Annotated in this window: 25 protein-coding genes; 20 read left to right on the top strand and 5 right to left on the bottom strand. The window is 49.5% G+C overall.

The genetic code is table 11. The features are described from left to right. Positions 1 to 322 precede the first annotated feature (322 nt). The 4 genes from PCH01S_RS18435 to PCH01S_RS18420 all read left to right on the top strand — a co-directional run bounded on the left by PCH01S_RS18435 (position 323) and on the right by PCH01S_RS18420 (position 4,786). Complete coding sequence (locus PCH01S_RS18435) at positions 323 to 1,810, top strand: malate:quinone oxidoreductase (protein WP_042231603.1); 1,488 nt, start codon at positions 323 to 325, stop codon at positions 1,808 to 1,810. 232 nt (positions 1,811 to 2,042) lie between these two features. Next, a complete protein-coding gene (locus PCH01S_RS18430; protein ID WP_042231598.1) occupies positions 2,043 to 2,783 on the top strand; it encodes a hypothetical protein in 741 nt (246 codons plus the stop codon). Positions 2,784 to 2,846: 63 nt separating this feature from the next. After that, positions 2,847 to 3,398: a hypothetical protein gene (locus PCH01S_RS18425; protein WP_042231597.1), complete on the top strand. Its 552-nt coding sequence runs from the start codon at positions 2,847 to 2,849 to the stop codon at positions 3,396 to 3,398. Positions 3,399 to 3,697: 299 nt separating this feature from the next. Then, positions 3,698 to 4,786: a low temperature requirement protein A gene (locus tag PCH01S_RS18420; RefSeq protein ID WP_042231595.1), complete on the top strand. Its 1,089-nt coding sequence runs from the start codon at positions 3,698 to 3,700 to the stop codon at positions 4,784 to 4,786. Between the two features lie 89 nt (positions 4,787 to 4,875). On the opposite strand, the gene PCH01S_RS18415 is transcribed toward PCH01S_RS18420, so the two are convergent. Next, on the bottom strand, positions 4,876 to 6,087 hold the full coding sequence (locus tag PCH01S_RS18415) for an MFS transporter (RefSeq protein WP_042231593.1): 1,212 nt from the start codon (positions 6,085 to 6,087) through the stop codon (positions 4,876 to 4,878). Between the two features lie 280 nt (positions 6,088 to 6,367). On the opposite strand from PCH01S_RS18415, the gene PCH01S_RS18410 reads away from it, so the two are divergent. Both PCH01S_RS18410 and PCH01S_RS18405 read left to right on the top strand, forming a co-directional pair. Further along, positions 6,368 to 6,949, top strand: coding sequence for a TetR/AcrR family transcriptional regulator (locus tag PCH01S_RS18410; RefSeq protein ID WP_042231591.1), 582 nt, complete (start codon positions 6,368 to 6,370; stop codon positions 6,947 to 6,949). 147 nt (positions 6,950 to 7,096) lie between these two features. Then, positions 7,097 to 7,861, top strand: coding sequence for an SDR family oxidoreductase (locus tag PCH01S_RS18405; protein ID WP_042231589.1), 765 nt, complete (start codon positions 7,097 to 7,099; stop codon positions 7,859 to 7,861). A gap of 141 nt (positions 7,862 to 8,002) precedes the next feature. On the opposite strand, the gene PCH01S_RS18400 is transcribed toward PCH01S_RS18405, so the two are convergent. Together PCH01S_RS18400 and PCH01S_RS31455 are read right to left on the bottom strand one after the other, a co-directional pair. Beyond that, entirely contained in the window at positions 8,003 to 8,803 is an 801-nt protein-coding gene (locus PCH01S_RS18400) for a hypothetical protein (protein ID WP_042231587.1), read from the bottom strand. 21 nt (positions 8,804 to 8,824) lie between these two features. Further along, a complete protein-coding gene (locus tag PCH01S_RS31455; protein WP_255246854.1) occupies positions 8,825 to 8,956 on the bottom strand; it encodes a hypothetical protein in 132 nt (43 codons plus the stop codon). A gap of 191 nt (positions 8,957 to 9,147) precedes the next feature. Here PCH01S_RS31455 and PCH01S_RS18395 point away from each other — a divergent pair, with 191 nt between their 5' ends. From PCH01S_RS18395 to PCH01S_RS18370, 6 genes are all read left to right on the top strand, one after another. Beyond that, positions 9,148 to 10,233, top strand: a complete 1,086-nt coding sequence (locus PCH01S_RS18395) for an ankyrin repeat domain-containing protein (protein WP_042231585.1) — start codon at positions 9,148 to 9,150, stop codon at positions 10,231 to 10,233. Positions 10,234 to 10,589: 356 nt separating this feature from the next. Continuing rightward, the gene (locus PCH01S_RS18390; RefSeq protein ID WP_042231582.1) at positions 10,590 to 12,692 is read left to right on the top strand and encodes a TerD family protein; all 2,103 of its coding nucleotides are present in this window, start codon (positions 10,590 to 10,592) and stop codon (positions 12,690 to 12,692) included. Between the two features lie 329 nt (positions 12,693 to 13,021). Next, on the top strand, positions 13,022 to 14,290 hold the full coding sequence (locus tag PCH01S_RS18385) for an MFS transporter (protein ID WP_042231580.1): 1,269 nt from the start codon (positions 13,022 to 13,024) through the stop codon (positions 14,288 to 14,290). 43 nt (positions 14,291 to 14,333) lie between these two features. Next, complete coding sequence (locus tag PCH01S_RS18380) at positions 14,334 to 15,083, top strand: SDR family NAD(P)-dependent oxidoreductase (RefSeq protein WP_042231577.1); 750 nt, start codon at positions 14,334 to 14,336, stop codon at positions 15,081 to 15,083. Between the two features lie 13 nt (positions 15,084 to 15,096). After that, positions 15,097 to 15,831, top strand: coding sequence for an SDR family NAD(P)-dependent oxidoreductase (locus PCH01S_RS18375; protein WP_042231576.1), 735 nt, complete (start codon positions 15,097 to 15,099; stop codon positions 15,829 to 15,831). Between the two features lie 68 nt (positions 15,832 to 15,899). After that, positions 15,900 to 16,313, top strand: coding sequence for a MarR family winged helix-turn-helix transcriptional regulator (locus PCH01S_RS18370; RefSeq protein WP_042231574.1), 414 nt, complete (start codon positions 15,900 to 15,902; stop codon positions 16,311 to 16,313). Here PCH01S_RS18370 and PCH01S_RS18365 read toward each other — a convergent pair. Continuing rightward, entirely contained in the window at positions 16,310 to 16,639 is a 330-nt protein-coding gene (locus PCH01S_RS18365; protein WP_042231572.1) for a hypothetical protein, read from the bottom strand. The two genes, PCH01S_RS18370 and PCH01S_RS18365, sit on opposite strands and share 4 nt — an antisense overlap. Before the next feature lie 203 nt (positions 16,640 to 16,842). On the opposite strand from PCH01S_RS18365, the gene PCH01S_RS18360 reads away from it, so the two are divergent. From PCH01S_RS18360 to PCH01S_RS18350, 3 genes are read left to right on the top strand one after another with little or no spacing between them, the layout of a single operon-like run. Then, positions 16,843 to 17,349 carry a MerR family transcriptional regulator gene (locus tag PCH01S_RS18360; RefSeq protein ID WP_042231569.1) on the top strand — a complete coding sequence of 169 codons (507 nt, stop codon included), beginning with the start codon at positions 16,843 to 16,845 and terminating at the stop codon, positions 17,347 to 17,349. Beyond that, entirely contained in the window at positions 17,346 to 17,789 is a 444-nt protein-coding gene (locus PCH01S_RS18355) for an SRPBCC family protein (RefSeq protein ID WP_042231567.1), read from the top strand. Before PCH01S_RS18360 ends, PCH01S_RS18355 begins: the two co-directional genes overlap by 4 nt. A 2-nt stretch (positions 17,790 to 17,791) precedes the next feature. Beyond that, positions 17,792 to 18,232 (top strand): SRPBCC family protein, encoded by a 441-nt coding sequence (locus PCH01S_RS18350; protein ID WP_042231566.1) that lies wholly within the window; start codon positions 17,792 to 17,794, stop codon positions 18,230 to 18,232. A 142-nt stretch (positions 18,233 to 18,374) separates the two neighbouring features. Here PCH01S_RS18350 and PCH01S_RS18345 read toward each other — a convergent pair whose 3' ends face one another. Further along, positions 18,375 to 18,956, bottom strand: a complete 582-nt coding sequence (locus PCH01S_RS18345) for a TetR/AcrR family transcriptional regulator (protein WP_042231561.1) — start codon at positions 18,954 to 18,956, stop codon at positions 18,375 to 18,377. 272 nt (positions 18,957 to 19,228) lie between these two features. On the opposite strand from PCH01S_RS18345, the gene PCH01S_RS18340 reads away from it, so the two are divergent. The 5 genes from PCH01S_RS18340 (at position 19,229) to PCH01S_RS18320 (ending at position 24,970) form a co-directional block, all read left to right on the top strand. Further along, a complete protein-coding gene (locus tag PCH01S_RS18340; protein WP_084706637.1) occupies positions 19,229 to 20,494 on the top strand; it encodes an MFS transporter in 1,266 nt (421 codons plus the stop codon). Positions 20,495 to 20,649: 155 nt separating this feature from the next. After that, positions 20,650 to 21,744, top strand: coding sequence for an LLM class flavin-dependent oxidoreductase (locus PCH01S_RS18335; protein ID WP_042231559.1), 1,095 nt, complete (start codon positions 20,650 to 20,652; stop codon positions 21,742 to 21,744). Then, entirely contained in the window at positions 21,734 to 22,672 is a 939-nt protein-coding gene (locus tag PCH01S_RS18330) for an alpha/beta hydrolase (protein WP_042231557.1), read from the top strand. The genes PCH01S_RS18335 and PCH01S_RS18330 overlap by 11 nt, the downstream gene beginning before the upstream one ends. Positions 22,673 to 22,817: 145 nt before the next feature. Beyond that, the gene (locus tag PCH01S_RS18325; RefSeq protein ID WP_042231556.1) at positions 22,818 to 23,306 is read left to right on the top strand and encodes a pyridoxamine 5'-phosphate oxidase family protein; all 489 of its coding nucleotides are present in this window, start codon (positions 22,818 to 22,820) and stop codon (positions 23,304 to 23,306) included. A 212-nt stretch (positions 23,307 to 23,518) separates the two neighbouring features. Continuing rightward, positions 23,519 to 24,970 carry an alpha/beta hydrolase family protein gene (locus PCH01S_RS18320; RefSeq protein ID WP_042231555.1) on the top strand — a complete coding sequence of 484 codons (1,452 nt, stop codon included), beginning with the start codon at positions 23,519 to 23,521 and terminating at the stop codon, positions 24,968 to 24,970. Positions 24,971 to 24,973: the final 3 nt, after the last annotated feature.

Genomic DNA, 24,973 nt, shown 5'->3' with positions numbered 1-24,973 from the left:
GCCTTGAAACTTGCCTTTGCTGAAAGAGCGCTAAGATTCTGCGCTGCTAAACTACGGCGGAAACTAGAAGAACTCACAAAAAATACAAACCAAACTCCGTAATTCAGCATAAACTGAGTTAAGGACTTGGTTTTTTTTGTTTTTAGGGCTTTTGGAAGTACTTAATGGTAGATATTTTAGTGTAAAAATAATTATAATAGAGTAGATAGGGTTATAGTGGAGACAGAATCGGTTTGTTCTTAGGTGGTGCCTTGCTTTTTTACTATACGAAGCAGGCGTGCCTGCTCTTTTTTTATAAATATAGAGGATAAGGAAGGTTATCATGAAAACAGACGTTATCTTAATCGGTGCCGGGGTCATGAGCGCGACTCTGGGATCGTTACTGAAAGAGCTAGTGCCGGAATGGGAAATCAAAGTGTTCGAGAAACTCGCAAAGGCAGGAGAAGAAAGCTCTAACGAATGGAATAACGCGGGTACAGGCCATTCTGCACTGTGTGAGCTTAACTATACTTCCGAAAAACCGGACGGTTCCGTAGATATAAGCAAAGCGATTCAAATTAATGAACAGTTTCAGCTTTCCAGACAGTTCTGGTCTTATCTTGTAAACAGCAAGCTGATCCGCAATCCGCAAGATTTTATTATGCCGATTCCGCATATGAGTATGGTGCAGGGGCAAGAGAATGTTACGTTTTTGAAGAAACGGTTTGAAGCGATGTCGAACAACCCTTTATTCCAAGGGATGGAGTTTTCCGATGATCCTGAGAAATTGAAGGAATGGATTCCGCTTATCATGGAAGGCCGTACATCGAGTGAACCGATCGCGGCTACAAAAATCGATTCTGGGACGGACGTCAACTTTGGCGCTTTAACGCGCATGCTTTTTGACTACCTGCAGACCCAAAATGTGGAGATGCATTACAAACATAGCGTGGACAATATTAAACGTGCCGCCGACGGATCATGGGAATTGAAGGTGCGCAACCTCGATAACGGCAGCGTCGAACGCCACACGGCGAAATTCGTCTTTATCGGCGGCGGCGGCGGAAGCCTGCATTTGCTGCAAAAGTCCGGTATTCCCGAAGGAAAACATATTGGCGGGTTCCCGGTAAGCGGGCTCTTTATGGTATGCAACAATCCGGAAGTTATCGAACAGCACCATGCCAAAGTATACGGCAAAGCCAAAGTCGGAGCTCCGCCTATGTCGGTTCCGCACTTGGATACACGTTATATTGACAACAAAAAATCGCTGCTGTTCGGACCGTTTGCCGGATTCTCGCCCAAGTTTTTAAAAACGGGTTCCATGTTTGATTTAATCACGTCGGTGAAACCGGATAATGTCTTGACGATGCTGGCGGCCGGTGTCAAAGAGATGGCCTTGACCAAATACCTGATCCAGCAGGTACTATTATCGAATGAAAAGCGCGTGGAAGAATTGCGTGAGTTTATCCCGAACGCCAAAGGCGAGGACTGGGATATCGTCGTGGCGGGCCAGCGTGTGCAGGTGATCAAGGATACGGAAGCCGGCGGCAAAGGCACTCTTCAATTCGGTACGGAAGTGATTACGGCCGCTGACGGCTCGATCGCTGCGCTGCTCGGCGCTTCTCCTGGAGCTTCTACTGCCGTTCACGTGATGCTGGAGATCTTGGCAAGATGCTTCCCGCAGCATATAAAAGAGTGGGAACCGAAAATCAAAGAAATGATTCCTTCTTACGGCGTGTCACTCTTGAACAATCCCGAGCTTTTCCAAGAAATTCTCACATCAACGGCTCAGACGCTTGGTCTGGTCGAAAAAGAACTGGCTTATAACTGATTATCGATAAGGAACCTTTGATCCGTCCTTGGATCGAAGGTTTTTTTGCGTTTGCGGCAGAGGATCTGGAAATCCGATGAACTGGCCGTTTCAAGTCGTATATGTAAGGGGAAATGATAGAAGCAATTCCTATATATAGTATAATGGGGACAGGCTGCTTTAAATTTAAGTTGAATTGGCTGCCTAAATTTACAATGAAAATTGAAAGTTAGTGACACAGGGGGAGAGACGTATGTATCTGGTATCTCGGCCAAAGCCGCTGTCTGACAGCACCAACCAAGCGCTTGCGAAAGACGAGGCCGCTTTTCCACCGGGCTATCTCCGGTTTTTGCGATCCTTCGGCGAAGGGACCTATAGGGGATGGATGAATGTGCAGCTGCCGGACCCGGATGTGCTTAAGCCTTTTGCCGAGTACGGGTTATGGGAGCATGACGCGGACAGCCCGATTACCGAGCGGCAGATCGCAGAGTGTGTCGCTATAAGCACGACGGTGGACGGCGATTTTCTGGCGGTGCATCCCCAGACGGATCAACTGCTCTGGCTGCCCCGGCATGGGGAACAAGTGACGGCGATTCCCCTCCAGGCGCGGGAGCGGGAAGATGAAGCGACGTACGCTTTGGTGCTGGACGAAATCTATCGTCAGGTGTACGGATGCGGCCGGGAGGGAGCCGTTTATTACGAGCCGTGGACGGGGTCAAGGAGCCATTTCTTTTTACGGCTGCCACCGGGACAGGAACAGTTCTCGCTGGCGGATCTGGCTGGAATGTGCCGAGCGGCTTTTTCCCCGGATCTGTCCGTTGAAACCGAATATTCTTGTTTCCTCTTCTATCAGGCACTGGGCGGCTATGTGAGATTTAATTACGCCAACGGGCAAGAGGTGGCCGTCATGTATGAACAGGATGAAATACAAGCGGTAGACGTTATCAAGCAATGGCTCTTGTCGAAAGGATGCGAACCGTATCCGGAGAAGTAATGAAACCTGCAAGCGGCAGCCTTTTAAGACGGATCAAAAAAACGGCAGCAAGAGGAGGTCCCCATGGAACTATCCTTTTATTTAGATACACATGGAACGTGTGTGAGCGAATTGAGAGATGAACTGTTACCGTTAGAAGAAGCGGCGAAAACATGGGAATTTCCGTATGCGATCGTTGTTGTATTTCGTGTTTTACCCGAAAGCTATGAACGAAAGACATTCAGACGCTTTGACAGCCGAGATAACTTACTGGGGTTAGACATCAGCCTAATTTATGAGCAGTATCTGCGGATGTCTAAGAATGAGCAGCGTGAGACCTTGGGTATTTATTTATATGACTATCTATCGGAGTCTGTTGCTAAATACAAGAAGCACGCGGATAAGGACACTCAGAACCGCTTCTTGGCCCAGGTGAAGAGTTGGATGCTGGAGAACAACTGGCTCCATGGAAAAATAAATAAAGCACGGGAGCTTCTTGCACAGGACATGGGACTATATGAAGTCAGCCAAGAATTGAAAATGCCCTTAGAAGAAATTGAGTATATTTTGCTGCGTATGAATGATTACGAGCCTGCCGACGCTCACCCGGATAACAGAAACATCTTGATTAAATAGATGGCTGGCAACATTGGAGAACCCGTCTCGGGAAATCGTTGGGGTTAAAACCTTTGGTCCGTTTGGATGGAAGGTTTTTTTGTATGTGCAGCGGATGATACGCTTGTTAAGCGGCCGGTTATTTTTCGGAGGTTCGAAGATACTAGAAAGGAGGAGGGAAGGGCTTTCCAATCTCCGAAAATCGTATAGACCCTGACACGAAAATTGGTATAATAAACGGATCATTCAGATGAGGCAAAGCCTTCATTCAGCTTAATTCTTTAGACAACATGCGTCCATATAGGAGGGCTTACAAGTGTATGGTTGAGAAAAAGGTCACCTGGTTAGAGCTTTTTTATGATCTTCTTTTTGTCGCGGCAGTCTCAAAAGCGACTCATGTTCTGCTGCATGCGGATCATGGAGTCATTCCCATTGAATATTTAGTTAAATTCGTACTGATTTTTATCCCGATCTGGTGGGGGTGGGTAGGACAAACGCTCTTTGTAAACAGATTCGGCCAAGATATCTTTATACATAGAATATTAAGCATCCTGCAGCTCTTTTTTATTTTAATTATGACAGCGAGCTTATCCCCTGATTTTGATCAGTACTATATTCCCTTCTTCATAGGGTATATAGGTTCGAGAGCACTGACCGCCATTCAATATCTGTTGGTGCATAAATCCAAAGCCGCTCATCAACAATCGACCGCTTCTTATTTGGGGACCCACTTTCTGATCGGAATCTTGATATCCTCTTGTTCGCTTTTCTTTGACTCGTGGGTCCGGTATGCCGTTCTGTACTTGGGAATTGCCGTTGACATTATACTTCCCCTAATCGGGCGAAAACACCTGGTAAAAACACCTATACATACCCCTCACTTATTTGAACGTTTTGCCTTATTTACGCTCATCCTTTTAGGTGAATCCGTGGTCAGTATTCTGGCTGTGCTGCAGTTCAGCAGTTGGGATCTGTCATCCGTTTTGTTTGTCGCGTTTACAAGCGTGTTAGTGATCGCCATCTGGTGGCAGTACTTTGAAAATGTCGAAACCAAAGTGAGTAAGGAAATCCAAACGGCCGGCCAAACGATTATTTACGGACACTTATTCATCTACTTGTCCATGAGCATGATCGCCGCCGCCATCCAGTTGTTATACCAAGAGCAACTAAATTACACATTCATGACGGTTTTTGTATTCGGGTCCGTTCTTCTTTATTTTTTCTCCACTTCTTTGGTTTTTCACCTGTACCGACCCAAACATCTGCGTTTAAAGCCTTATCATTTGGCCGTATTATTAGGGATACTGGGCTGCTGTATAGCATTAAACTTGATTTATCATGTACCCAATTATGCGATCGTCGGGGAGATGATGGTCTTCTTTATCGCGTATGCGAAACTGACGACTTGATGATTGAACTATCAGGAATCCAAAAAGCTTAACGAAAAACCATCCCGGAATATGCAAATTCCCGGGATGGTTTTGTTTTTACGGAAGAGTTAACCTCTTTGCGCGTTGTATCGCCTTTCCGTGGCAAAATAAAGCAGGGCGGCGATCGGGAAAGCTATTCCGATCCATAACGCGGCGCTCCATCCTCCCGTGGCGTATATCCATCCCCCGATTGCAGATCCGACGGCTCCGCCAAAAAAGAAAATAGCCATAAAGAGCCCATTCAGCCGGCTGCGAATTTCCGGACTTAGCGAGAAGAGCGCGCGTTGTCCAAGTACAAGATTTGCGGAGACGCCGGCGTCCAATAATACGGCTGAAACGACGAGAACAGCTACCCCGACGGGTGAACCCGTACGGATTATAAGCGGCAGCAGCATAGAAATGGCGACCGCGGCGAGTGCAATCCCTGTTGCGGGTTTAGTCCAGCCGCGGTCGGCCAATCGTCCGGCTACGGGAGCCGCTATTGCACCCGCAACTGCGGCAAGCGCGAACAATGCGACGGCTTTCTGGGAAAAATGAAAGAGCGGGCCGGATAACAGTAACGGTGCTGTTGTCCAGAATAAGCTGAAAGTCGCAAACACACAGGCGTGATAGGCAGCCCGGCGGCGTAAGATCGGGGTTGTTCGCAGCAAGTGCCACATCGAACCGAGCAGAGCTGTATAGGATGTGTCCGTTGAAGGTTTTCTTACAGGCAGTGCCTTGGACAGTACGACAGCCAGAATAATGACAGCTAGGGCTGACAAAGCGAATACGGCGTGCCAGCCAAAGAAGTCGGCTGCTAGGCTCGACAGAGGACGCGAAAGCATGATTCCAAGCAGCAGCCCGCTCATGACATTGCCGACAACGCGGCCGCGTGAAGTTTCGGAGGCAAGGTAGGACGCGAAAGGCACGAGTACTTGCGCGGCAACCGACCCTAACCCGATTACAAAGGAAGCGGCTAAGAATGGCACAGCCTGTTTCGACACCGCCGTGACTGCAAGGGCGGCTCCTGTGAGAAGCAGAGACATGACAACCAGCCTTCGATTCTCCACGATATCTCCCAGAGGCACGACAAATAACAAGCCGACTACATAACCAATCTGCGTTAACGTCACGATAAAGCCGGAGCTGTTTGCGGACAGCCCGATTGAAGTGCTGATTTCCCCGACCAAAGGCTGCGCATAGTAAAGATTGGCTGCAATGATACCGCATGCGGCTGCCAGCAGCAGGGTTAGCCATGCCGGGATATTTTTTTCGGTTGTTTGTTTTTTTAAAGCGTTCATTTTAGGGCAACTCCTTATATCGAAATATCATGCTCTAACGTAGCAACTGTATGGTTTCACGCAATTACAATTCCGTGCGGCGTTCTCCAGATGATAATTTCTCCTTCCTTCGAATTTTAAATACTGAACGTATAGTTTATTAATTGATAATAGAATAATATACTGAACGTGTAGTTTTGTAAATAGGTGGTTTCAACTTTATTTTTTATTCACACTTGGTATACTGAACGTATAGTTTTTTAACGGTTAAGATAGGTATGGACGAAAGGAGACGGTTACGATGAATGGCAAAAGAGGCAGGCCGCGTAATGTGGAAGCGCAGAAGTCTATCCTTTCCGCGTCTTATGAATTGTTGCTGGAGAATGGCTTTCAAGCCGTCACGGTTGATAAAATTGCCGATCGCGCCCAAGTCAGCAAGGCTACGATTTATAAATGGTGGCCTAACAAGGCTGCCGTGGTAATGGACGGTTTCCTGTATGCCGCCACAGCCAGATTACCCGTGCCTGATACGGGTTCGGCATGTAAGGATATTCTAATTCACGCCACGAATTTAACCCGGTTTTTGACAAGCCGGGAGGGTACGATCATTACGGAATTATTGGGCGAAGGACAGTTTGATTCAGGATTGGCGGAAGCCTATCGAACCCGGTTTTTCCGTCCCCGCCGGCTTGAGGCAAGGGGTCTTTTGGAGAAGGGAATTCAACTTGGGGAATTGAAAAATGGGATCGACATTGACATATGCACTGATCTCATTTACGGACCTATTTTCTATCGTTTGCTTGTGACAGGGGACAAACTGGACGAACCCTATGTGCAGTATTTGGTACTGACCGCATTGGAAGGAATCCGTTCTAAAGCGTGAAATCAGCTTGTCTGAATTTTTGAGGGGAAGGAAATGACTATGGCAAAGTGACCGGCATATGCTAGTCCTTGGACCGAATATAAGAGCAACATTTCAAAGTTTATCCTGTGCTATATTCTTCTTGAATTCGGACAAGGAGATGAGAGCATGAGGAAACTGGAAGGTAAAGTCGCTTTGGTAACCGGAGCGAGCAGGGGAATCGGCCGCGGTATCGCACTGCGTCTGGCCCGGGAAGGCGCGTTTGTCGCCGTGCACTATGGACAAAGACGGAATGAAGCGGAGGCGGTGGTCCGGCAGATCGGCCAAAGCGGAGGGAATGCGTGCGCGATCGGTGCCGACCTGAGCACTCTCGGCGGAATTGAACACTTATTTACGGCGCTGGATGAGGCGATCCGGGAACATACGGGCGGCAGCGGGTTCGATATTCTGGTCAACAATGCCGGAATCGGGCAAATTCTCAGTCTGGAAGAGACGACGGAGGCTTCTTTTGGCGAAGTGATGAAAATTAACGTCGAAGCTCCGCTTTTTGTTACCCAACAGGCTTTACCGCGCATGAAAGACGGCGGGCGCATTATTAACGTGTCCTCCTTCGTAACGCGTGTAGCCTCCCCAAGTGTGTTCACCTACAGCATGTCTAAGGGGGCTATCGACACTTTTACCCTTCTTCTGGCTAAACAATTGGGGAGCCGTAAAATTACGGTAAACGCCATTCAGCCGGGCATCATTAACACGGAGATGAATGCGGGAACGCTGCAAGATCCGAACGGGCAAAAAAATGCGGCCGGGCTCTCCGTTTTCAACAGATGGGGAGAACCCGACGACATAGCGGATGTTGCCGCTTTTCTCGCTTCGCCGGACAGCCGCTGGGTAACCGGCCAGTTGATCGACGCAAGCGGCGGATCGCACCTGTAGGCAGAAGCGATGAGCCGGGAAAGGGCATCCGGCTTTGCGGCCGGGTTCCCGTTCGTCGGCTCAAAGCGGAAGGGCCTTGGATGGCCGTGTTAGAATCCTCTGCGAAGCCGGGCGCGTTTGTTATTGCCTTTCGTCCGATGTCTATGGAACGATTTCCCCCAGATCGCGCATCACCATCTCGAGAATCAGCCTCGTATCCAGCTTAAGCTCGCCATTCAAATGTTCCCGGATGAAAGGAACAGCGGGTCCGCCGAGTTCGAGCAGCTGCTCGTACGCTTCGTAGTCGGTTTTCCAGAAGCTATAAGGGCTGTCCTCGCTGAATTCCCCCTCCTCGATAACGGTCACCCAGTGAAGGACCTGTTCACGGAGGGAGTGCTGCCGCACGGCGCTTACGGCCATACGGAAGGCTTCGTCCTGCTCTTGAACCTCAGGCATCGCCTTGTAGAGCTGTTCCTCGTTGACGCATCTTCGCAGGAGCTGACTGGTGGTCAGCGGATCGCCTCCTACGCCGTCCGCCGCCGAGACGTAGGCGATGAAAGTACCGGTCCGTTGGAGCTGCTGAAAGTCGTTCCGCAGGCGGTGAATCACATCAATGGCAATGAGGAAGAACTGGGAGTCGAAAAGCTGTTTCTCGAAGATGTAATTTTGTTCGATCTCTAGATGATGGGGCTGTTCCATGCTGACGCAGGCGTAAATACGCAGCCATTTTTGCAGCCGCTCAGGCATGCTGTCATACATAAAAGGGTAATCGGCTTCGGCGTATTTGAATTCAAAATAAAGCTGCTCGCGGGCTGTGTTACCGTTGGCATCCCATTTGTCCGGATAACGCTGCCTATCTCGATCGAGGGCTTTCTCCACACTGCGGTTCAAGCTTTCCAGATTGTTGATGTAAATGACGAAGCTGCCGTGAGCCGTATCCGTATAAATGGAAAAAGTGTACACATCCTTGGAACTTACAAGAATTCAGTCATTCGGCCCGAGCGAATCGACTTCAATGATTGTCTTATCGGGAGTGCAGAGGAGATAGCTTCCGCCGCCTTCCAATTCCCGCTTTTCGCTGATCAGTTTGCCGATATCCACATCATAAGCACTCATTATCGGACCCTCTCCCTTTAATTGAATGTCTATGCTTTATTCAACGAATGCGTAAGTATTCCTGCCGATAGGCGCTTCCGCGGGATGAGCCGCCGGCTTCCCGGACTATCGGCCGCAACCGGGTGCCTGTTGTTTTTTTTCAAGAGCTTTTCTATACTTCTTGTAAGACTTGGGGTAGGAGAGGATAATCGATGATCCAACTGAAAGATATCGGGAAATTCGAGAAGCTGCCGGAAATCGCGATGCACATTTACCAAGGAAATATGCCGGCTCTGCGGGAAGCCATTGCGGCAGGCTGGGATATCGAAGAGGGCATTGAACTGAGCAAGTATACGACGCTGAGTCCGCTCGACTTGGCGCTTATATCGGAGAGACTGGACATTGTAAAGCTACTGGCAGAGAACGGCGTTAACCTGAATGTTCCTCGTAATCCGGCTTTTTTGCGGGCTATCCGCTATTGCAAGGAAGACATCGTTCGCTATCTTGCGGGGCAGGGCGCTAAAGCGGACAAGCTTAATCATGTGGGGTCTGGCGCTTACTCGCAGGCCTATTATGGAAATAAAAACAATATTCCGCTCCTCCATGAGCTGGGATTGGATATAAAGAAGCACGGCAGCCCCGTATTGCGCCAGGCCGTGTCGGACCATGATCTTAAGACACTCGGGTATTTACTCGATCATGGGGCGGACATTAATTACAATAAACCGGACCAAGTTTATCCTTATCAAGCGACTCCTTTAACCGTTGCCGTGCGTATAGGCAATGTCGCGATGGTCAAGTATTTGATTGAACGCGGCGCGGACATTACTATAACGGAAAAGGACGGCGACCGGGCGTATACGATTGCGGTGGGCAATAAGAATGCCGCTTTGGCCGACTATTTGAAATCTTTGGAGCCGGCTGAGCTTCATGATAGAGAGAACAAGAAATTTGAGCTGAAAAAGTATAAGTTGACCGATGAACTAGTCGCCTTTCTCACCGGGGATAAGCTGCGCCTGGAACTGGCGCCGAATGACTATGACATCGGGTATATCGACTTTTTCACCTTGACCGATACGATTGAAATGAAAGTCGGCCGGCAAAAGCTGCTTCGTCTGTCTGCCGACATCGACAATTACTCGGATCTGCAGCTTGTATGGAATCCGAAGAAAAAAGGCACCGTCGGCTGTTACGACGTGGAGCATCAGGAGTATGCGGATTTGTGCGGCTTTACGGAATTCCTTGCGCACCCTGAAACCTACCTCATTAAATTCCTTGAGGGAGAGCTGCAAGAATAGACATTATCCGGCGGAGAACCCGCCAATCAAGCGACTGCCGCGCCCTGCGGACGTCGCTTTTTTTTATATTCGAACAAGGCCGTGTTGCTTATCTTTTCCAAAGTCGTAATACTTTCGCCCTGTTGGCATGTCGGGAAATATGGGATGATGAATCCATCAAAGGTTCGGAGTCACGGACTGTGAACCTTGAGCTTCAGGCTATTGCGATCCTTCCTTCTACTTCATTGGGCGAATTAGGGTCGCAGCTTTCCTGAAGCATTTCTATCCGCGAGAGGAGGCGTCCAGGCTATCATATTCCTTCCTTCTATGGTATTTCACCAAAGGCAGTAGGGATATGGCTTTCCTGGACTCTTTTTATGAACATAAATACGATCTATTTACGCAGAGCGGGCAAAGTGGTTGTGGAGCAAGGAAAAGGCGCGGGTCGTCTTTCTAAGGCTTACTTGGCTGCGGCTATGAAAAATATCGAATCCCTTGGATTTACATTCTCCCATCGCTTGATGCGCGTCGTGTGTACCTTATCCAAAGAGCGGTTCGAAGCGTTCTATCGCGAGCTGATCGGGGATCTGAAACGGATGGTCGGCGCTCATGTGGCGTATAAGCCGATGTATCCGGACTTTCCGGCGCAGGTAATGCAGGAACAGGATGCGGAGCTTTACTTGAACGCCTTTTATCATTATCTAACGCACGAATTGCCTGAGTATGAGACTGCGCAAAGACTTCCGCTGCAGGATGATGCAGACTTGAAAGTAATTGATCTTGGAAACAATGCGGAGTTTCATGTCCTGATAAGCCGGCTGATTCAAGCCAAGACGTCGATCTCCGGGACGGACAAGGAAGATATTGACGCGGCTATAGAGTGCGCGGACCCGGATGAATTGGACGCGATTCTTCCGTCCGAGATCCCGTTCAAAGAGAACGCGGCCTTCGTGGCGGCTTCCTTGATGAAGCATGACAAGGCCGGCTTGGAGCGGGTCGGGCGATACTTTAAAACCGCAACGGATGTCCTTCGTCTGGCCGCGGCCTGGTCGGATGGCGATGTCAGTCTCGCCGAAGCCGTGCGTTACCGCAAATTTAAGCGCAGCGAGAGACGGTTGCTGCTAGGATTGCTGGAACGGTGTCATCCCATTACGGAAGATATGCTGAGATATAAGGAGCGCTGGGTCCGGCTGGGAGAGATTCTGCATCCTTCCGAGTATAAGAACCGTTTTCCGCGTTGTCAGGAGGCTTTCGGAATTTTACGCGACAACAAGCCTTTTACGACGTTCGGCGGGAGCGTGGAACTGGCCTTCCGGTATGGGCAGGTGTGGACGTTGATCGATCTGCTTATGCAGCGCCCGGGCGAATTTGCAAGAAGGCTCGATCAACTGCTGCGGTCCACGGAACAGACGGAGTATGTCGTGCTGGCATTCGGCGAAGTGGCCGGTCAGGTATCTACACCCGTGCTGCTGCAGGTGAAGAATCATTTTGCCCGCCGTCATGAGCGTCCCGAGCTGCGCGTCTTCTTCCCGAAAGGCAATGCGGCCAAAGCGTTTGCGATCCCCCATACGCTCCCGGAAATCAGCGAAACGGCCTGCCAAGACATCGTTGAATTATGTGAAAAAACGCTTATTCAGCGATTCTCCGAACTGCCTCCCCTGGGGAAGACGCATGTCGATAAACGTTTGAAGGACTATCATGTGCCGTTCTCCCAACGATCCGCAAGCAAAGCGCTGCATACGCTTGTAAGGGGAAGCCGTGTGCCGATGGCGGAGGGGGACACGATCCGTTTCTTCAACTGGTGGAAAGAAGGAACCGTTGACGGTAAGCCTACGGGCCGGGTGGATATCGACTTGTCCGCAGTCATGTATGACCGCAACTGGGAGTATGTGGAGCACATTTCGTATACAAATCTGCGATCCTCCAAGTACCAGGCCGTCCACAGCGGAGACATCGTGTCGGCTCCTCAAGGAGCCTGCGAGTTCATTGATCTGCACATTCCTTCCATCGTCGACTACGGCGGGCGTTATATTGTGGCTTCCCTGCATTCCTTTACGGAACAGCCGTATTGCGATTTGCCGGAATGCTTCGCAGGCTGGATGATGCGCAAGAAACCCGGTTCCGGGGAAATCTTCGAGCCTTCGACGGTGGTCAACAAAATCGACATCACCGCCGACACGCGGATCGCCGTTCCCGTCATCCTGGATTTGGTGGAACGTACGGTCATCTGGACGGACTTGTCCCTAACGAAACAACCTCACTACTGTAACAATGTGGAGGGGAATCAGAAGGGAATCGTTTTGATAGGAAAAGCGATGACTACTTTGCGGAAGCCGGATTTGTACGACTTATTCCTTCTCCATGCGAAAGCAAGAGGGGGAGCAGTTGATACGGCGGATCAGGCAGATACGATATTCTCGGTGGATAGCGGGGTTACTCCTTACCATATCGAGCAGATTATGGCGGAATATGTGGTTTAAGTGGGGTGGTAAAAGGGGAGCAGACGCTCCTCTTTTTGCGTTTTTCAAGCGGATTTACGATACTTGAGACCCAAATCTTGAATTTTTAATGAACTTTTCCATTGTTCTCCGTTGCAGGCGGGAAAATATTTTGTTACTATTTAGACATATAATATTTCGATATCTAAATATTATATCGCGTATATCATGATTGTTCCTCCAAGAAAGGAGCCTGGCGAGCATCGGGGAGAATGAACGGCATTGATAGGCTTCGCCATTTGTGAGAATGGCATAATGCACCATCATCTTATGTTTGAACGGATATTAGAAGCGGGGAGCGAAGAAATTTTATGAGCCAAAACAAAGGGAAAATTCACTACGCTTGGTGGATTTTGCTAGGGCTTTGCATGATGGTCGGCTTGGGGAAAGGTACCCTGAATAACTCAGCCGGTCTTTTTTTGCGGCAAGTTTCCAAGGATCTTGGAGTCGGGATGGGCAGCTTGACCCTCTATTTCAGTGTCTCGGCTATCGTTACCATGGTCTTTTTGCCGATTGGCGGCAAATTATTGGCGAAGTATGATACCCGGCTGCTTTTAAGCGGCGCGATCATTTTGCAGGCCGGAGCGTTTGCCTTGTTCGGTCTGATGAATTCGGTGTGGGGTTGGTATATCCTTGCAGTTCCTCTCGCTGTGGGCGGGGTATTCATTACCGTTATCGCAGGACCGGTATTAATTAACCAATGGTTTAAAAAGAGCAAGGGTCTTGCCCTTGGAATTATGGGAGCCGCAGGCGGAGCGATCGGCGCCATTTCCCAGCCGGTTGTCGGCAATCTGATTGCCAATCAAGGATGGAGATCATCCTATGTAATCGTTGGTATTGCGGTCATCGTGATCGTTGTTCCCATCGTGCTTCTGTTGCTAAGGAAATCACCTCTTGAAAAGAAAACGCTTCCTTACGGAGCGGAGGCCGCAGGCGGCACAGCAGCCAACGCAACGGCTGCAGGAGCGGAAAACAAAGGCGTGACCTTGGCTGCCGCCAAGAAGTCCTCCGCCTTCTATGCACTCATCGCGTTTTTCTTCCTGATCACATCCGCGGCAAGCTTTTCGGTGCATATTCCGACGTATCTGATGAACAAGGGATTTGATGTCACCTTCGCGGGCAATGTTATGGCAACCAATATGATCGGCGTGCTGATCGGCTCCTTGGTTATCGGCTATGCGAGCGATAAAATCGGCACCAGAAACACCACGTTTATCGCCATGATTCTGGGCGTGCTGGCCATCGGGCTGTTGTTATTCGCGGCGACCAGCACGCTTGTCATCTCGCTGGCTGTGGGACTCTTCGGTCTTGTCTCCGCCTCTATCGGAACATTGGGACCGGCGCTTACATCAAGCTTGTTCGGCAACAAGGAATACAGCCAGATTTATTCCAATGCTTCCATGGGCCTCGCGATCTCTTCGATCATCGCTCTGCCTGCTTACGGGTTTGTGTTCGACTTTACGGGAAGCTACACCCCTGTTTTGTATGCGATCGGCATCATGCTGATCATTAACATCCTCTGCATCAGCATTGCCTTTGGCGGGAAGAAGAAGCTGGAGCAAGCCGGATTGTGGAATTAATCAACCGGTGAATTCATCAATCAAGGGAATGAGGGAGCTACACATGAAATTACAAGGCAAAGTCGCCATCATCACTGGCAGCGCTTCGGGAATCGGCCGCGGCATTGCGCTTGCCATGGCTAAAGAAGGCGCACATATCGCCATTGTCGACGTGAACGAGCAGAAGGGGCAGGAAACCCTTGCGGAAGTCAATCAATACACGGAAGGATGCCTGTTTATCCGAGATATTTCCGTTAAAGAAAATGCCAATGAAATTGTGGAAGAAGTGGTTAAGAAGTTCGGCAAGCTGGATATTCTCGTTAATAATGCGCATGCTTCCAGACAGGCTTCTTTCGTGGAGACAACGCAGGAGCTGCTGGATCTGTCTTTCGGAACCGGTTTCTATCCGACCTTTCATTTCATGCAGGCCGCCTACCCCGAGTTGAAAAAAACGAAGGGCAAGGTGATCAACTTCGCTTCGGGCGCGGGTCTTGACGGACAAGTGACGCAAACGTCTTACGCGGCGGCCAAGGAAGCGATTCGCGCCATTTCCCGCGTAGCCGCCAATGAGTGGGGTCCGGACGGCATCAACGTCAACCTGATCTCGCCGATCGCACTGACGCCGGGCGTGGAGCAATGGCGTGAGAGCGCCCCGCACCTGTATGACGCGATGATCGAGCGTATTCCGCTTCGCCGTCTCGGTGACCCGGAACAGGATATCGGCCGTGTCGCCCTATTCCTGGCAAGTGACGACTCGAATTATATAACCGGCCAAACCCTTATGGTGGACGGCGGTTCAATCAAACTACGTTAGGAGAGTATGTAAAATGGGACAATTGGATAACAAAGTAGCGATCATTACCGGCGGAGCTTCCGGTATCGGCGAACGTATGGTAGACCTTTTCGCACAGGAAGGCGCCATCGTTATTGCCGCGGATATCAATGAAGAGGCGCTTGCGAGAGCCAGTAAGAAGCAGAATGTACACGGGATGAAATTGAACGTGGCTTCCGATGAAGATTGGGCGGCGCTTGCGAAGGAAGTAAACGACCGTTTCGGCAAAATCGACATCCTCGTTAACAACGCGGGCATCTCTTCGGAAAAGCCTTTTCAAGAAATCGACGCGCAGGATTGGCAGAAAATGCTCTCCATTAACGGCTTCGGTCCGTTCGCCGGTATGAAACATGTTACTCCGTACATGGCCGAACAGAAGCAAGGTTCCATTGTAAACATTTCTTCGTACACGGCTCTGATCGGACAAGGTTTCAACCACTACTCCGCATCCAAGGGTGCGGTACGCGCTCTGTCCAAAGCGGCTGCCGCGGCATTCGGACGTCAGGGAATTCGCGTGAACGCTCTGTTCCCGGGGATCATTGAAACGCCGATGACTCAGGCTCTGAGCACGTCCAAAGATTTGGTGGATCGTTTGATTCAAATGACGCCTCTTCAGCGCCTGGGACAACCGGACGATATCGCCAAAGCGGCCCTGTTCCTGGCTTCCGATGCTTCTTCCTATATTACGGGTTCCGAGTTAGTGATTGATGGTGGATACTCCGCTCAATAGCGTGTAAGATTATGACAGTCCTTAATTTTTATTAGGGGCTGTCGTTTCTTTTTATCAAGGAGGATTTTATGGAAGAGCAAACGGTTTTCGAACTTATACATAACATGGACAAATTCACCAACGGTCTGATTATCCAGTGGAACAAAACATTCAATGAGGATCTCGGGGTTTCTCATGTTCTTGTGCTCGGTCATCTCAAGCAGAACGGCAAAAGCCGGCCTTCGGACCTTGCGAAAATATTGGGCCTTACTCCGCCCACGCTCAGTTATTTATCGGAAAAGCTCGTCGCGAAGAAATTAGCCGTCCGAATGGTGGATGAGTCCGATCGCCGCATTATTTATTTGGGCATTACCGACAAAGGTGCCGAAGTCCTTAAGCGGGCCACTTTGGAAGGAGAAAGACTGCGCAGAAATTTATTCGAAAAGTTAACCGACGAGGAGAGGGCGGAACTAGCGAATCTATTCAAAAAGCTGAACAGCTAAGAATACATCGCGGAGCCCGATATACGTCGCTTAACGAAGAAGAAAAACAGGCTGTCTTTGATGAGATTCCTATTAAAGAGTACCCAAAAAGTACCGTGCTCCTTAAACAAGCGGACGTTCCCGCGGCCTGTTTTTTTCGTGCTGAAGGGTTGTACCGGGCAGTTCTCGATAGATGAAGCGGGATAAGGTTTGAGAAAAATCCGCGCCTTACACAGAGCTTTTTCCCCATTGTGCCAGAAACCACACTCCAAAGCCCAGTTCCCCTGATGCCGGTAGTCAGAGCGGCTGTTCGCTGTTCCTTTAGGCTCTATTCTTGAAGAAACCATTTCATAACCTCCCTTAGTTTGCTGTATGGATTTCATTGTAATAGGCCGGATGGGAAGGTTCATTGACTTAAATCAAGGGCGCGTCTTCTTTCGTCCAAAAAATTTTGCGGTTGAACGTTTATTTCGCTTGCAGCTTACGTAACGTAAGCTTTTATAATACAGCTACCGGGATATAGCTAGCGCTAAAGAAGCGGAGATGATGCATGAAGAGGCATTGGAAAGTAGGAGACCTCGCCAAGTTGACGGGTCTCACCGTACGTACGCTGCGTTATTACGATCAAATCGGTTTATTCTCTCCATCCGCCCAGACGGAATCCGGCCACAGGTTGTACAGTGAGTCGGACTTGTCGCGCCTGCACCAGATATTATCGCTTAAGGAGCTGGGGCTGTCTCTCGAAGAGATCGGCTCGGTCCTGACCGGCGGACAAATCAGCCCGCTTGAGATCGTCCATCTGCAGATAGACCGAATCAAAGAACAGATCAGGCGGCAGCAGAAGCTGTTGGAGCAGCTCGGGCATGTATCCAAGCTTATGCAGGGAAAGACGCAAGTAACAGTAGAGGATTTCACAGATCTTCTTCAAGCGATGCAAATGGGATTTGAAAAGCCTGTCATTGAACGGCAAACGAGCTGGGAACAACATTTGGACCGGTTGGGAGACTTCCTTGCCGGTGGGAGCGGAATACCGAAACCTGAGGAGGACAAACAATGAGTGAACGATTCGTCAAACATGCGACCTTCGTCGTCGAGAGGGTTTATGCCGCTTCGCCGAAGCGGGTTTATCACGCCTGGGCCGACCCGGATGCCAAAGCCAAGTGGTTTTCGAAGCCGGACATCTTCGAGTTTCGGGTCGGCGGGCGCGAATACAGCAGCGGCGGACCGCCGGAAGGCCCTGTCTTTACCTTCGATGCGAGCTACCAGGAACTTGTTCCGGACCAGCGCATTGTGTATACGTACACCCTGGATTCGGACGGCACGCGCATCTCCGTCTCGAACACGACGGTCGAGCTGATCGCGGTGGAGGGCGGCACGAAGCTTATTTTCACGGAGCAGGGCGCGTTCTTTGACGGACACGATACGCCGGAGGTGCGGGAACACGGTACCAACGCGATGCTGGACGGGCTGGGTAAGGCACTGGAGGGGGAGGAATGAGCATGGCAATCGGAGAGAATGAACTCGTAACCACGCGCGAGTACGATGTTCCGCGGGAGCTTGTTTTCCGGGCATGGACAACCCCTGAGCTGTTAGCCCGGTGGTGGGGACCGAAGGGCTTCACCAATACGTTTCACGAGTGCGACATCAGGCCTGGCGGCACATGGATCCTTACCATGCACGGACCGGACGGCACGGATTACCCCAACCGCAGCGTCTTTGTTGAGGTCGTGGCGCCGGAGCGGGTCGTGCTGGATCATTTATCCGGCCACGAATTCCGGTTAACGGGAACCTTCGAAGATCTGGATGGACGCACCAAAGTTACGTTCCGCCAGCGTTTCAAGGTAAAAGAAGAGTTCGAAGCGGCCAAGCCTTACTGTGCGGAAGCCAATGAACAGAACCTCGACAGGCTGGGTGAGGTACTGGCGGAATTGGCCGGTTAGTTTTTGTAAATATGTGATGACTTTAAAGTTGTCGCCGTTCACGCTCCCTCTTGGGCCGTGGCGGCGATTTTTATTTCAGTAATTGGGAGGAGTCTCGGAAATCCGGCAGCCTATCAAAGATGTTGCTTTTACTCATTCCCTATTACTTGAGCAGTGTAAGTATCACCTCTATCGAATTATCAATAAATGATCGTTCCGGACGAGACTTTATTAGTACGGTTAGTCCAATTAAAGATAAGAGTAGTGCCTGCGATAAGGCTTTCGCATTTACCCCGATTTCGAGCTCGCCTGATTGTATACCTCGTTCTATGGTTTCTTCAAATATGACAGCCAGGTACATTTGATGTTCCCTTGTAAGAATTTCAAATTTCTCATCATGTGGAGCAAGTTCGACCATAGTATTGATGCAAAAGCATCCTTTTCTAGGGTTTTCCGCATACTCCTCAACAATCACATCTTCAAAAAAAGTACGAAATCCCTCTTTTACCGATGGATTGCTTTGAAGTTTGGCTCGGATAAGAGAAGCGCGGGTCATCGTGTATTTGCGCAGCGCGGCTTCGAACAATTCTTTTTTGCCTCCAAATGCTGAGTATATACTGGGGCGTTGAATTCCCATTCTGGAAGTTAAATCGCTTAAGGAGGTAGCTTCATATCCCTTTTCCCAAAATAGCTGCATAGCTGCATCTAATACTTGATCTTCGTCAAATTCGCGGATTCGTCCCATAACCAGTCCCTCTCGTTACTCTTGTTTTTTAGCGGCCTTTATTTACGTACCATACAGTATGATATTATTTTATGATCTTCTACTTGTATTGTCAAACGAAGGTTAGTTTATGTTAAAAAGAAATAATAAAAAATGAGGTTTTTCAAAGTAAAACAAATATATTTGTTGACAACATTCATTTTCGAGAGGTATATTTACTGGGAAAAATAACGTACCGATGAGTATGATATTTCTCGGTGGTTAAAAATTAAGGGAAATAGGATGTGTACAGAATGGAGGCTGAAGAAAAAGTAGCAGTTCATGTTGATTTGAAGGCGAATTCGCCACAGGGGACGATTGTCACATCTGATTCAGTTCGGGGATCTCATATGCCTCGTTATGCGACCCTATTGTTTGCGGCTGCCTGCGGGTTGTCTGCCGCCAATATCTACTTCGCACAACCGGTACTCGATAAATTATCGAGTGAGTTCAGTATTGACTATTCAATTATTGGGATTCTCATTACGATCACTCAGATCTTTTATGCGGCGGGACTGCTGCTGCTCGTACCGCTTGGAGATTTACTGAACCAACGCCGACTGATTATCGGGCAGATGTTAGTATCCATTGCAGCTCTGCTGATAGTTGGCACTGCCTCCTCCGGCACAGCACTATTCGCAGGGTTGGCATTAGTCGGACTACTTGCCGTTGTGACGCAGACCATTGTGGCGTTCGCGGCGACAATGGCTTGTCCTGCCGAACAAGGACGCGTCGTTGGCGTAATAACAAGCGGAATTGTGATCGGCATCCTTCTTGCTCGAACCGTTTCAGGAATATTAACAGATATTGCGGGTTGGCGTTCCATATATTTGGTCTCTGCCGCGTTGATGTTTCTTATGGTTTGTGCATTATTTAGGGTGATGCCAAACGTTGAGCGTAGAGTACAATCACTGTCCTATCTCCAACTGCTTAGGTCCGTGTTTATGTTGTTCGCGCAAGAACGAATAGTACGCATCCGCGCTATTTTGGCTCTGCTTATTTTTGCTGATTTCAGCATTTTGTGGACTTCGCTAGTACTGCCTCTTAGTGTGCCGCCACTCTCTCTTTCGCATACTGCAATCGGGGCGTTTGGTCTCGCGGGGGTTGCCGGAGCGTTGGCTGCAGCACATGCGGGGAGATTGGCCGATCGAGGTTACGGACAAAGAACGACAGGCACAGCTCTCACTCTATTGTTGGTGTCATGGCTGCTAATCTGCTATGCAGAAAGGTCGCTGTTCGCATTGGCCATTGGCATTATTCTTCTTGACTTGGCGGTTCAGGCCGTTCATGTCACTAATCAAAGTATGATCTTGTCACTGCGTACGGAGGCGCGCAGTCGGCTCACTGCCGGGTACATGGTTTTCTATTCCATCGGCGGTGCTATCGGCTCTGTCAGTTCGACCCATATATATGCCCGCTATGGCTGGGACGGAGTATGCTTGCTTGGAGCCTCTGTTAGTGCTTTAGCTCTTCTGTTCTGGGCAATGACCCGCCGGGCTGCGGCTGCCGCATTAAAATAAAGCTGCGTGTTTTTTTGTATTTACATATTCAAATATACAAATATGATGATTTGAATTATTTAGCTTTACATCCCCTACTTGAAAAAGACCGGGATAAGAGATCGCAATTTCAAAGTTATGGACAGAGAAAACTATTCGAATAGGAGAGATTGACCGTGGAGATAGGGATTACTTCGTTTGTAGAAACAAAGCCGGACATTCGGACCGGTGAGGTGATGAGTCACGCACAGCGATTGCGTGAAGTTGTTGAGGAAATTGTCCTTGCCGATCAAGTGGGACTTGATGTGTTTGGCATAGGTGAGCATCACCGGCAGGATTATGCGGCATCTTCACCGGCACTTGTGCTGTCTGCGGCTGCGTCACAGACGAAACGGATTCGGCTGACCAGTGCTGTGACGGTGCTTTCTTCAGTTGATCCGGTGCGCGTCTTTCAGGATTTTGCTACGCTGGACGGCATTTCAAATGGACGTGCGGAGATTATAGCGGGCCGGGGTTCCTTTATTGAATCTTTTCCGCTGTTCGGCTATGACTTGAATGACTATGATGAGCTGTTTGAAGAACATCTGGCATTGCTCCTTAAAATGCGGGAGTCCGAAAGAGTAACCTGGAAAGGCAAGCATCGGCCGACAATTAACAATTTGGGCGTGTATCCGCGGCCCGTTCAAAATTCTTTACCGGTTTGGATTGGCAGCGGGGGCAGACAGGAGTCTGCTATCCGTGCAGGTTTGTTAGGATTGCCCTTGATGCTGGCGATAATCGGTGGAAGACCGACGGATTTTGCACCGCTTGTGCAGCTTTATAAGAAGGCGGCGGCGCATGCCGGTCATGACGAATCGCAGCTCAGGGTCGGATCGCACTCCATAGGATTTGTTGGAGAGAGTACTGAACATGCTGCAGATACATTTTTTCCTTCTACGATGGCAGGTATGAATAGATTAGGCAAGGAGCGGGGCTGGGCGCATTATGATCGTGCCAGCTACGATGCCGCGCGCAGCTTTGAAGGCGCACTGTATGTCGGCGATCCCGAGACGGTGGCCCAGAAGATCATTCACCTTCGCAAACATGTAGGCGTTACACGCTTTATGCTGTATGTTCCGTTAAGCACGATGCCGCATGCCGAGGTGATGAGAGCCATTGAGCTGTTAGGAACCGAGGTAGCCCCCCGGGTTCGGGAGGAAATAACCAAGTGGGAAGCTGAGACGGAAAAAAGATCAACATTCAATTATAGGAGTGATTCAAATGGATTTTGAAAATCGGGTATTGCCAGAGTTAAGGCCGATAATAGCCGAATTCCCTGGATTTCAACTGGAGGAAAATTTAGAACTGAGCCGAAGTTATTTGTCGAATCCTCCCATCCAGAAGTCGGAGCACGTGCGCACGACAAGCCGGATGATTCCGAGCCTAGCAGGCGAGATGCTGGTCAAAATCTATGAGCCTTCCCAGCGAACTGGCGCTAAGCTTCCGGCCATGCTGTGGATTCACGGGGGAGGCTATGTAATGGGCCATCCGGATATGGACGACGCTTTGTGCGAACGCTTCGTGCAGGCGGCTGAATGCGTCGTCGTATCGGTTGATTATCGGCTTGCTCCCGAGCACCCTTACCCGGCTGCCATCGATGATTGTTACACCGCATTGACATGGATGACGGACGAAGCCGAACTGCTGGGCATCGACTTGAAGCGTGTCGCGATTGCCGGTGCAAGCGGGGGCGGCGGTCTGACCGCAGCGCTTGCTTTAATGGTTCGCGACAAAGGAGGGCCGTCCCTCATCTTCCAAATGCCGCTGTATCCGATGATCGACGACCGCAACATTACGGCGTCAAGTTTTGAAATTACGGCTGATAACGCAACCTGGAATCGGGCGAACAATTTGGCGGCCTGGAGCATGTACTTGGGCAATCGTATCGAAGACAGCGGGGTGTCCCCATATGCGGTGCCGTCGAGAGCGGAAAGCTTGGCGGGGCTGCCGCCGACCTATACTTGCATAGGCCAGCTCGATCTGTTCCGGGATGAGACGATTGAATATGTCACGCGCCTGGCGCAAGCGGGTGTAGACGTCGAATTTCATCTATATCCCGGCACATTCCACAGCTTTGAAGTGATGGTCCCGCAAGCGGAAGTAAGCCGACGCGCCAGCGAAAATTATGTGGATGCGATTGCAAGAGCGCTCAATCCTTAAAGGAGTAAGCTTCGTACAAGCTTTAGGAGCTTTCCGTTTGCCGGTCTATACGTTTGGTTTATATAGAAGAGAGACTGTGCACTTGGCTGGAACTTTTCAGTTGGTTCCATTCGTATACCGACAAACACAAAAAGGGGATGTTAGAATGAGCACTTATGAAAAAAATCAGGAAGCTATCGAGAAGGTCCGGGATTTAATCAAAGACATCGACGTCGCCATGCTCACGACCATAAGCAGCGACGGGTTGGTATCCCGGCCGATGAGCACTCAGGAAGTGGAATTCGACGGGGACCTGTGGTTTATGACTCAAAAGGACAAGAGCGTTTATCGGGAGCTTCTTGAGAATAAGAACGTCAACCTGGCATACGTGGACAAATCGTATGTATCGGTTCGCGGTGAAGCTGAACTGATTGAAGACAAGGCCAAACTGAAAGAGCTTTGGAGTCCTATGTACGAGAAGTTTTTCGGGGTTTCGAGCGATGATCCGAGTCTCGTCTTGATCAAAGTCAAAGCGGAAACCGCCGAGTACTGGGAAGCCGGCAACAGAATGAAGCTGGTGAAGAATATGTTCAAGAAACTGACGGGAAAAGAAAATGACGAATCGGATCTAAATAAAACGGTCGAATTGAACTAGGGTTATACAGAAACCGGCTCCTCACAATACGGATAGCATCCCTTTTAAGTAAACAGTGCTTAACTAGCACTTTACCGTTTACTTAGAGGGGATTTTTTTTATGGGAAAATTAAGCTGACCTATTACATAAACAACGGTTGAATCTCCAGTTACAGGAGGATTTATACTTTGAGCTGCAAGCAGCCAAAACTGTAAATGGAGGGTTTTCTCTTATGAGGTCTTTTGAAATGCTAGTTACCATCTTTAATATCTTATTGCTCGGTTGGTCAATAATGGCCAAGAACAAGTCGCGGCGCGGGCTGCTTATCGGTTTCGGAGTTTCCGGCCTATTGGTGCTGACGCACGGGCTAACCGAGGGCATGCGTTGGCAAATGATCCCGGTCTATGCGATGACCTTAATCCCAATCGCGATTTTTGCTGTAAGGTACCGTAAACCGAAGGAAGAGGAAAAGAAGGCAGCCCGAACCCGGGTCATTCTGATTACGGCGCTTGCCGCACTTTATTCTTCCGCAGCCGTAGCCCTGCCCGTCCTGCTCCCGGTATTCACGTTCGAGAAACCGGCGGGCCCTTACAAAATCGGAACCGTATCCTATCATTGGAAAGACGATCGGCGAGAGGAGACTCATACTCCCGATGCCGGTGATAAGAGAGAATTGATGGTGCAGATTTGGTATCCGGCGAACATGAACGCAAAAGGAAAGACGGCTTCTTATGTGTCTCATGGGGATATTTTTGCAGATGGATACGGCAAAGCGCTTCATCTGCCTAAACTGCTATTTACGAGCATCGGAATGGTTAAAACTCATGCGATTGAAAAAGCGGAACTATCCGATAAGGAACCGGCCTATCCTGTGCTCGTTTTTTCGCACTCCTTAAACGGAACCAAAAATCAAAACACGTTCGAGGTCGAACAATTGGCCAGTCAGGGTTATATCGTCGTAGGCATTGATCATACTTACCGTAGTACAACATCGGTTTTCCCCGATGGCCGCGTTGTAAATTTTGTTCCTCAAGAAGGGAATACGGTTGCCTATTTAGATAAAATAAACGGGGAATGGGTGGAAGACGCAAAGTTTGTGGTCGATCAAATCGAGCGGCTTGCCAAGAACGATCCGGACGCTCGTTTTACAAACCGAATGGATCTGGAGAACATGGGTATGTTCGGCCATTCCTTCGGCGGAGCGACAGCCGTCCAAATGCTGATGGCGGATTCCCGGATTAAAGCGGCAATCAATATGGACGGCGGATTATACGGCGAGCTGCGGATTCCGGCGGAAGGACTGGGGAAGCCGTTTCTGATGTTTAGCGCAGACGACACGCTTTCCGGTACGAAGAATATGAGCGATGAGAATATCGCTTCTCAGGGTACGACAAGAGAGGATCTGACTAAGTTTTTTGACGAAACATTAGCGCGGTATAAAGATATAACCGTAGGCGGAAATTACTGGATCAAAATGAAAGCCATGAAGCATATGGGCTTCTCCGATATGTATCTGATTTCACCCGTCTTTGAAAAGATGGAAGGGGTGGAGGTACGAAAGGCGCACCGGCTGATCAACGAATACTCGCTTGATTTCTTTAACCATTATTTAAAGCAAAAGCCGTTTAATCTATTGGAACAGACTATCGGCGAACATCAGGGATTCACGCTGGAGAAAGGCTGAGCC

This window comes from Paenibacillus chitinolyticus NBRC 15660 (assembly GCF_000739915.1).
In the GTDB taxonomy this organism is placed as follows: domain Bacteria; phylum Bacillota; class Bacilli; order Paenibacillales; family NBRC-103111; genus Paenibacillus_F; species Paenibacillus_F chitinolyticus.
The sequence above is the reverse complement of the archived record's forward strand: the minus strand, read 5'-3'. Positions and strand labels throughout refer to the sequence as shown.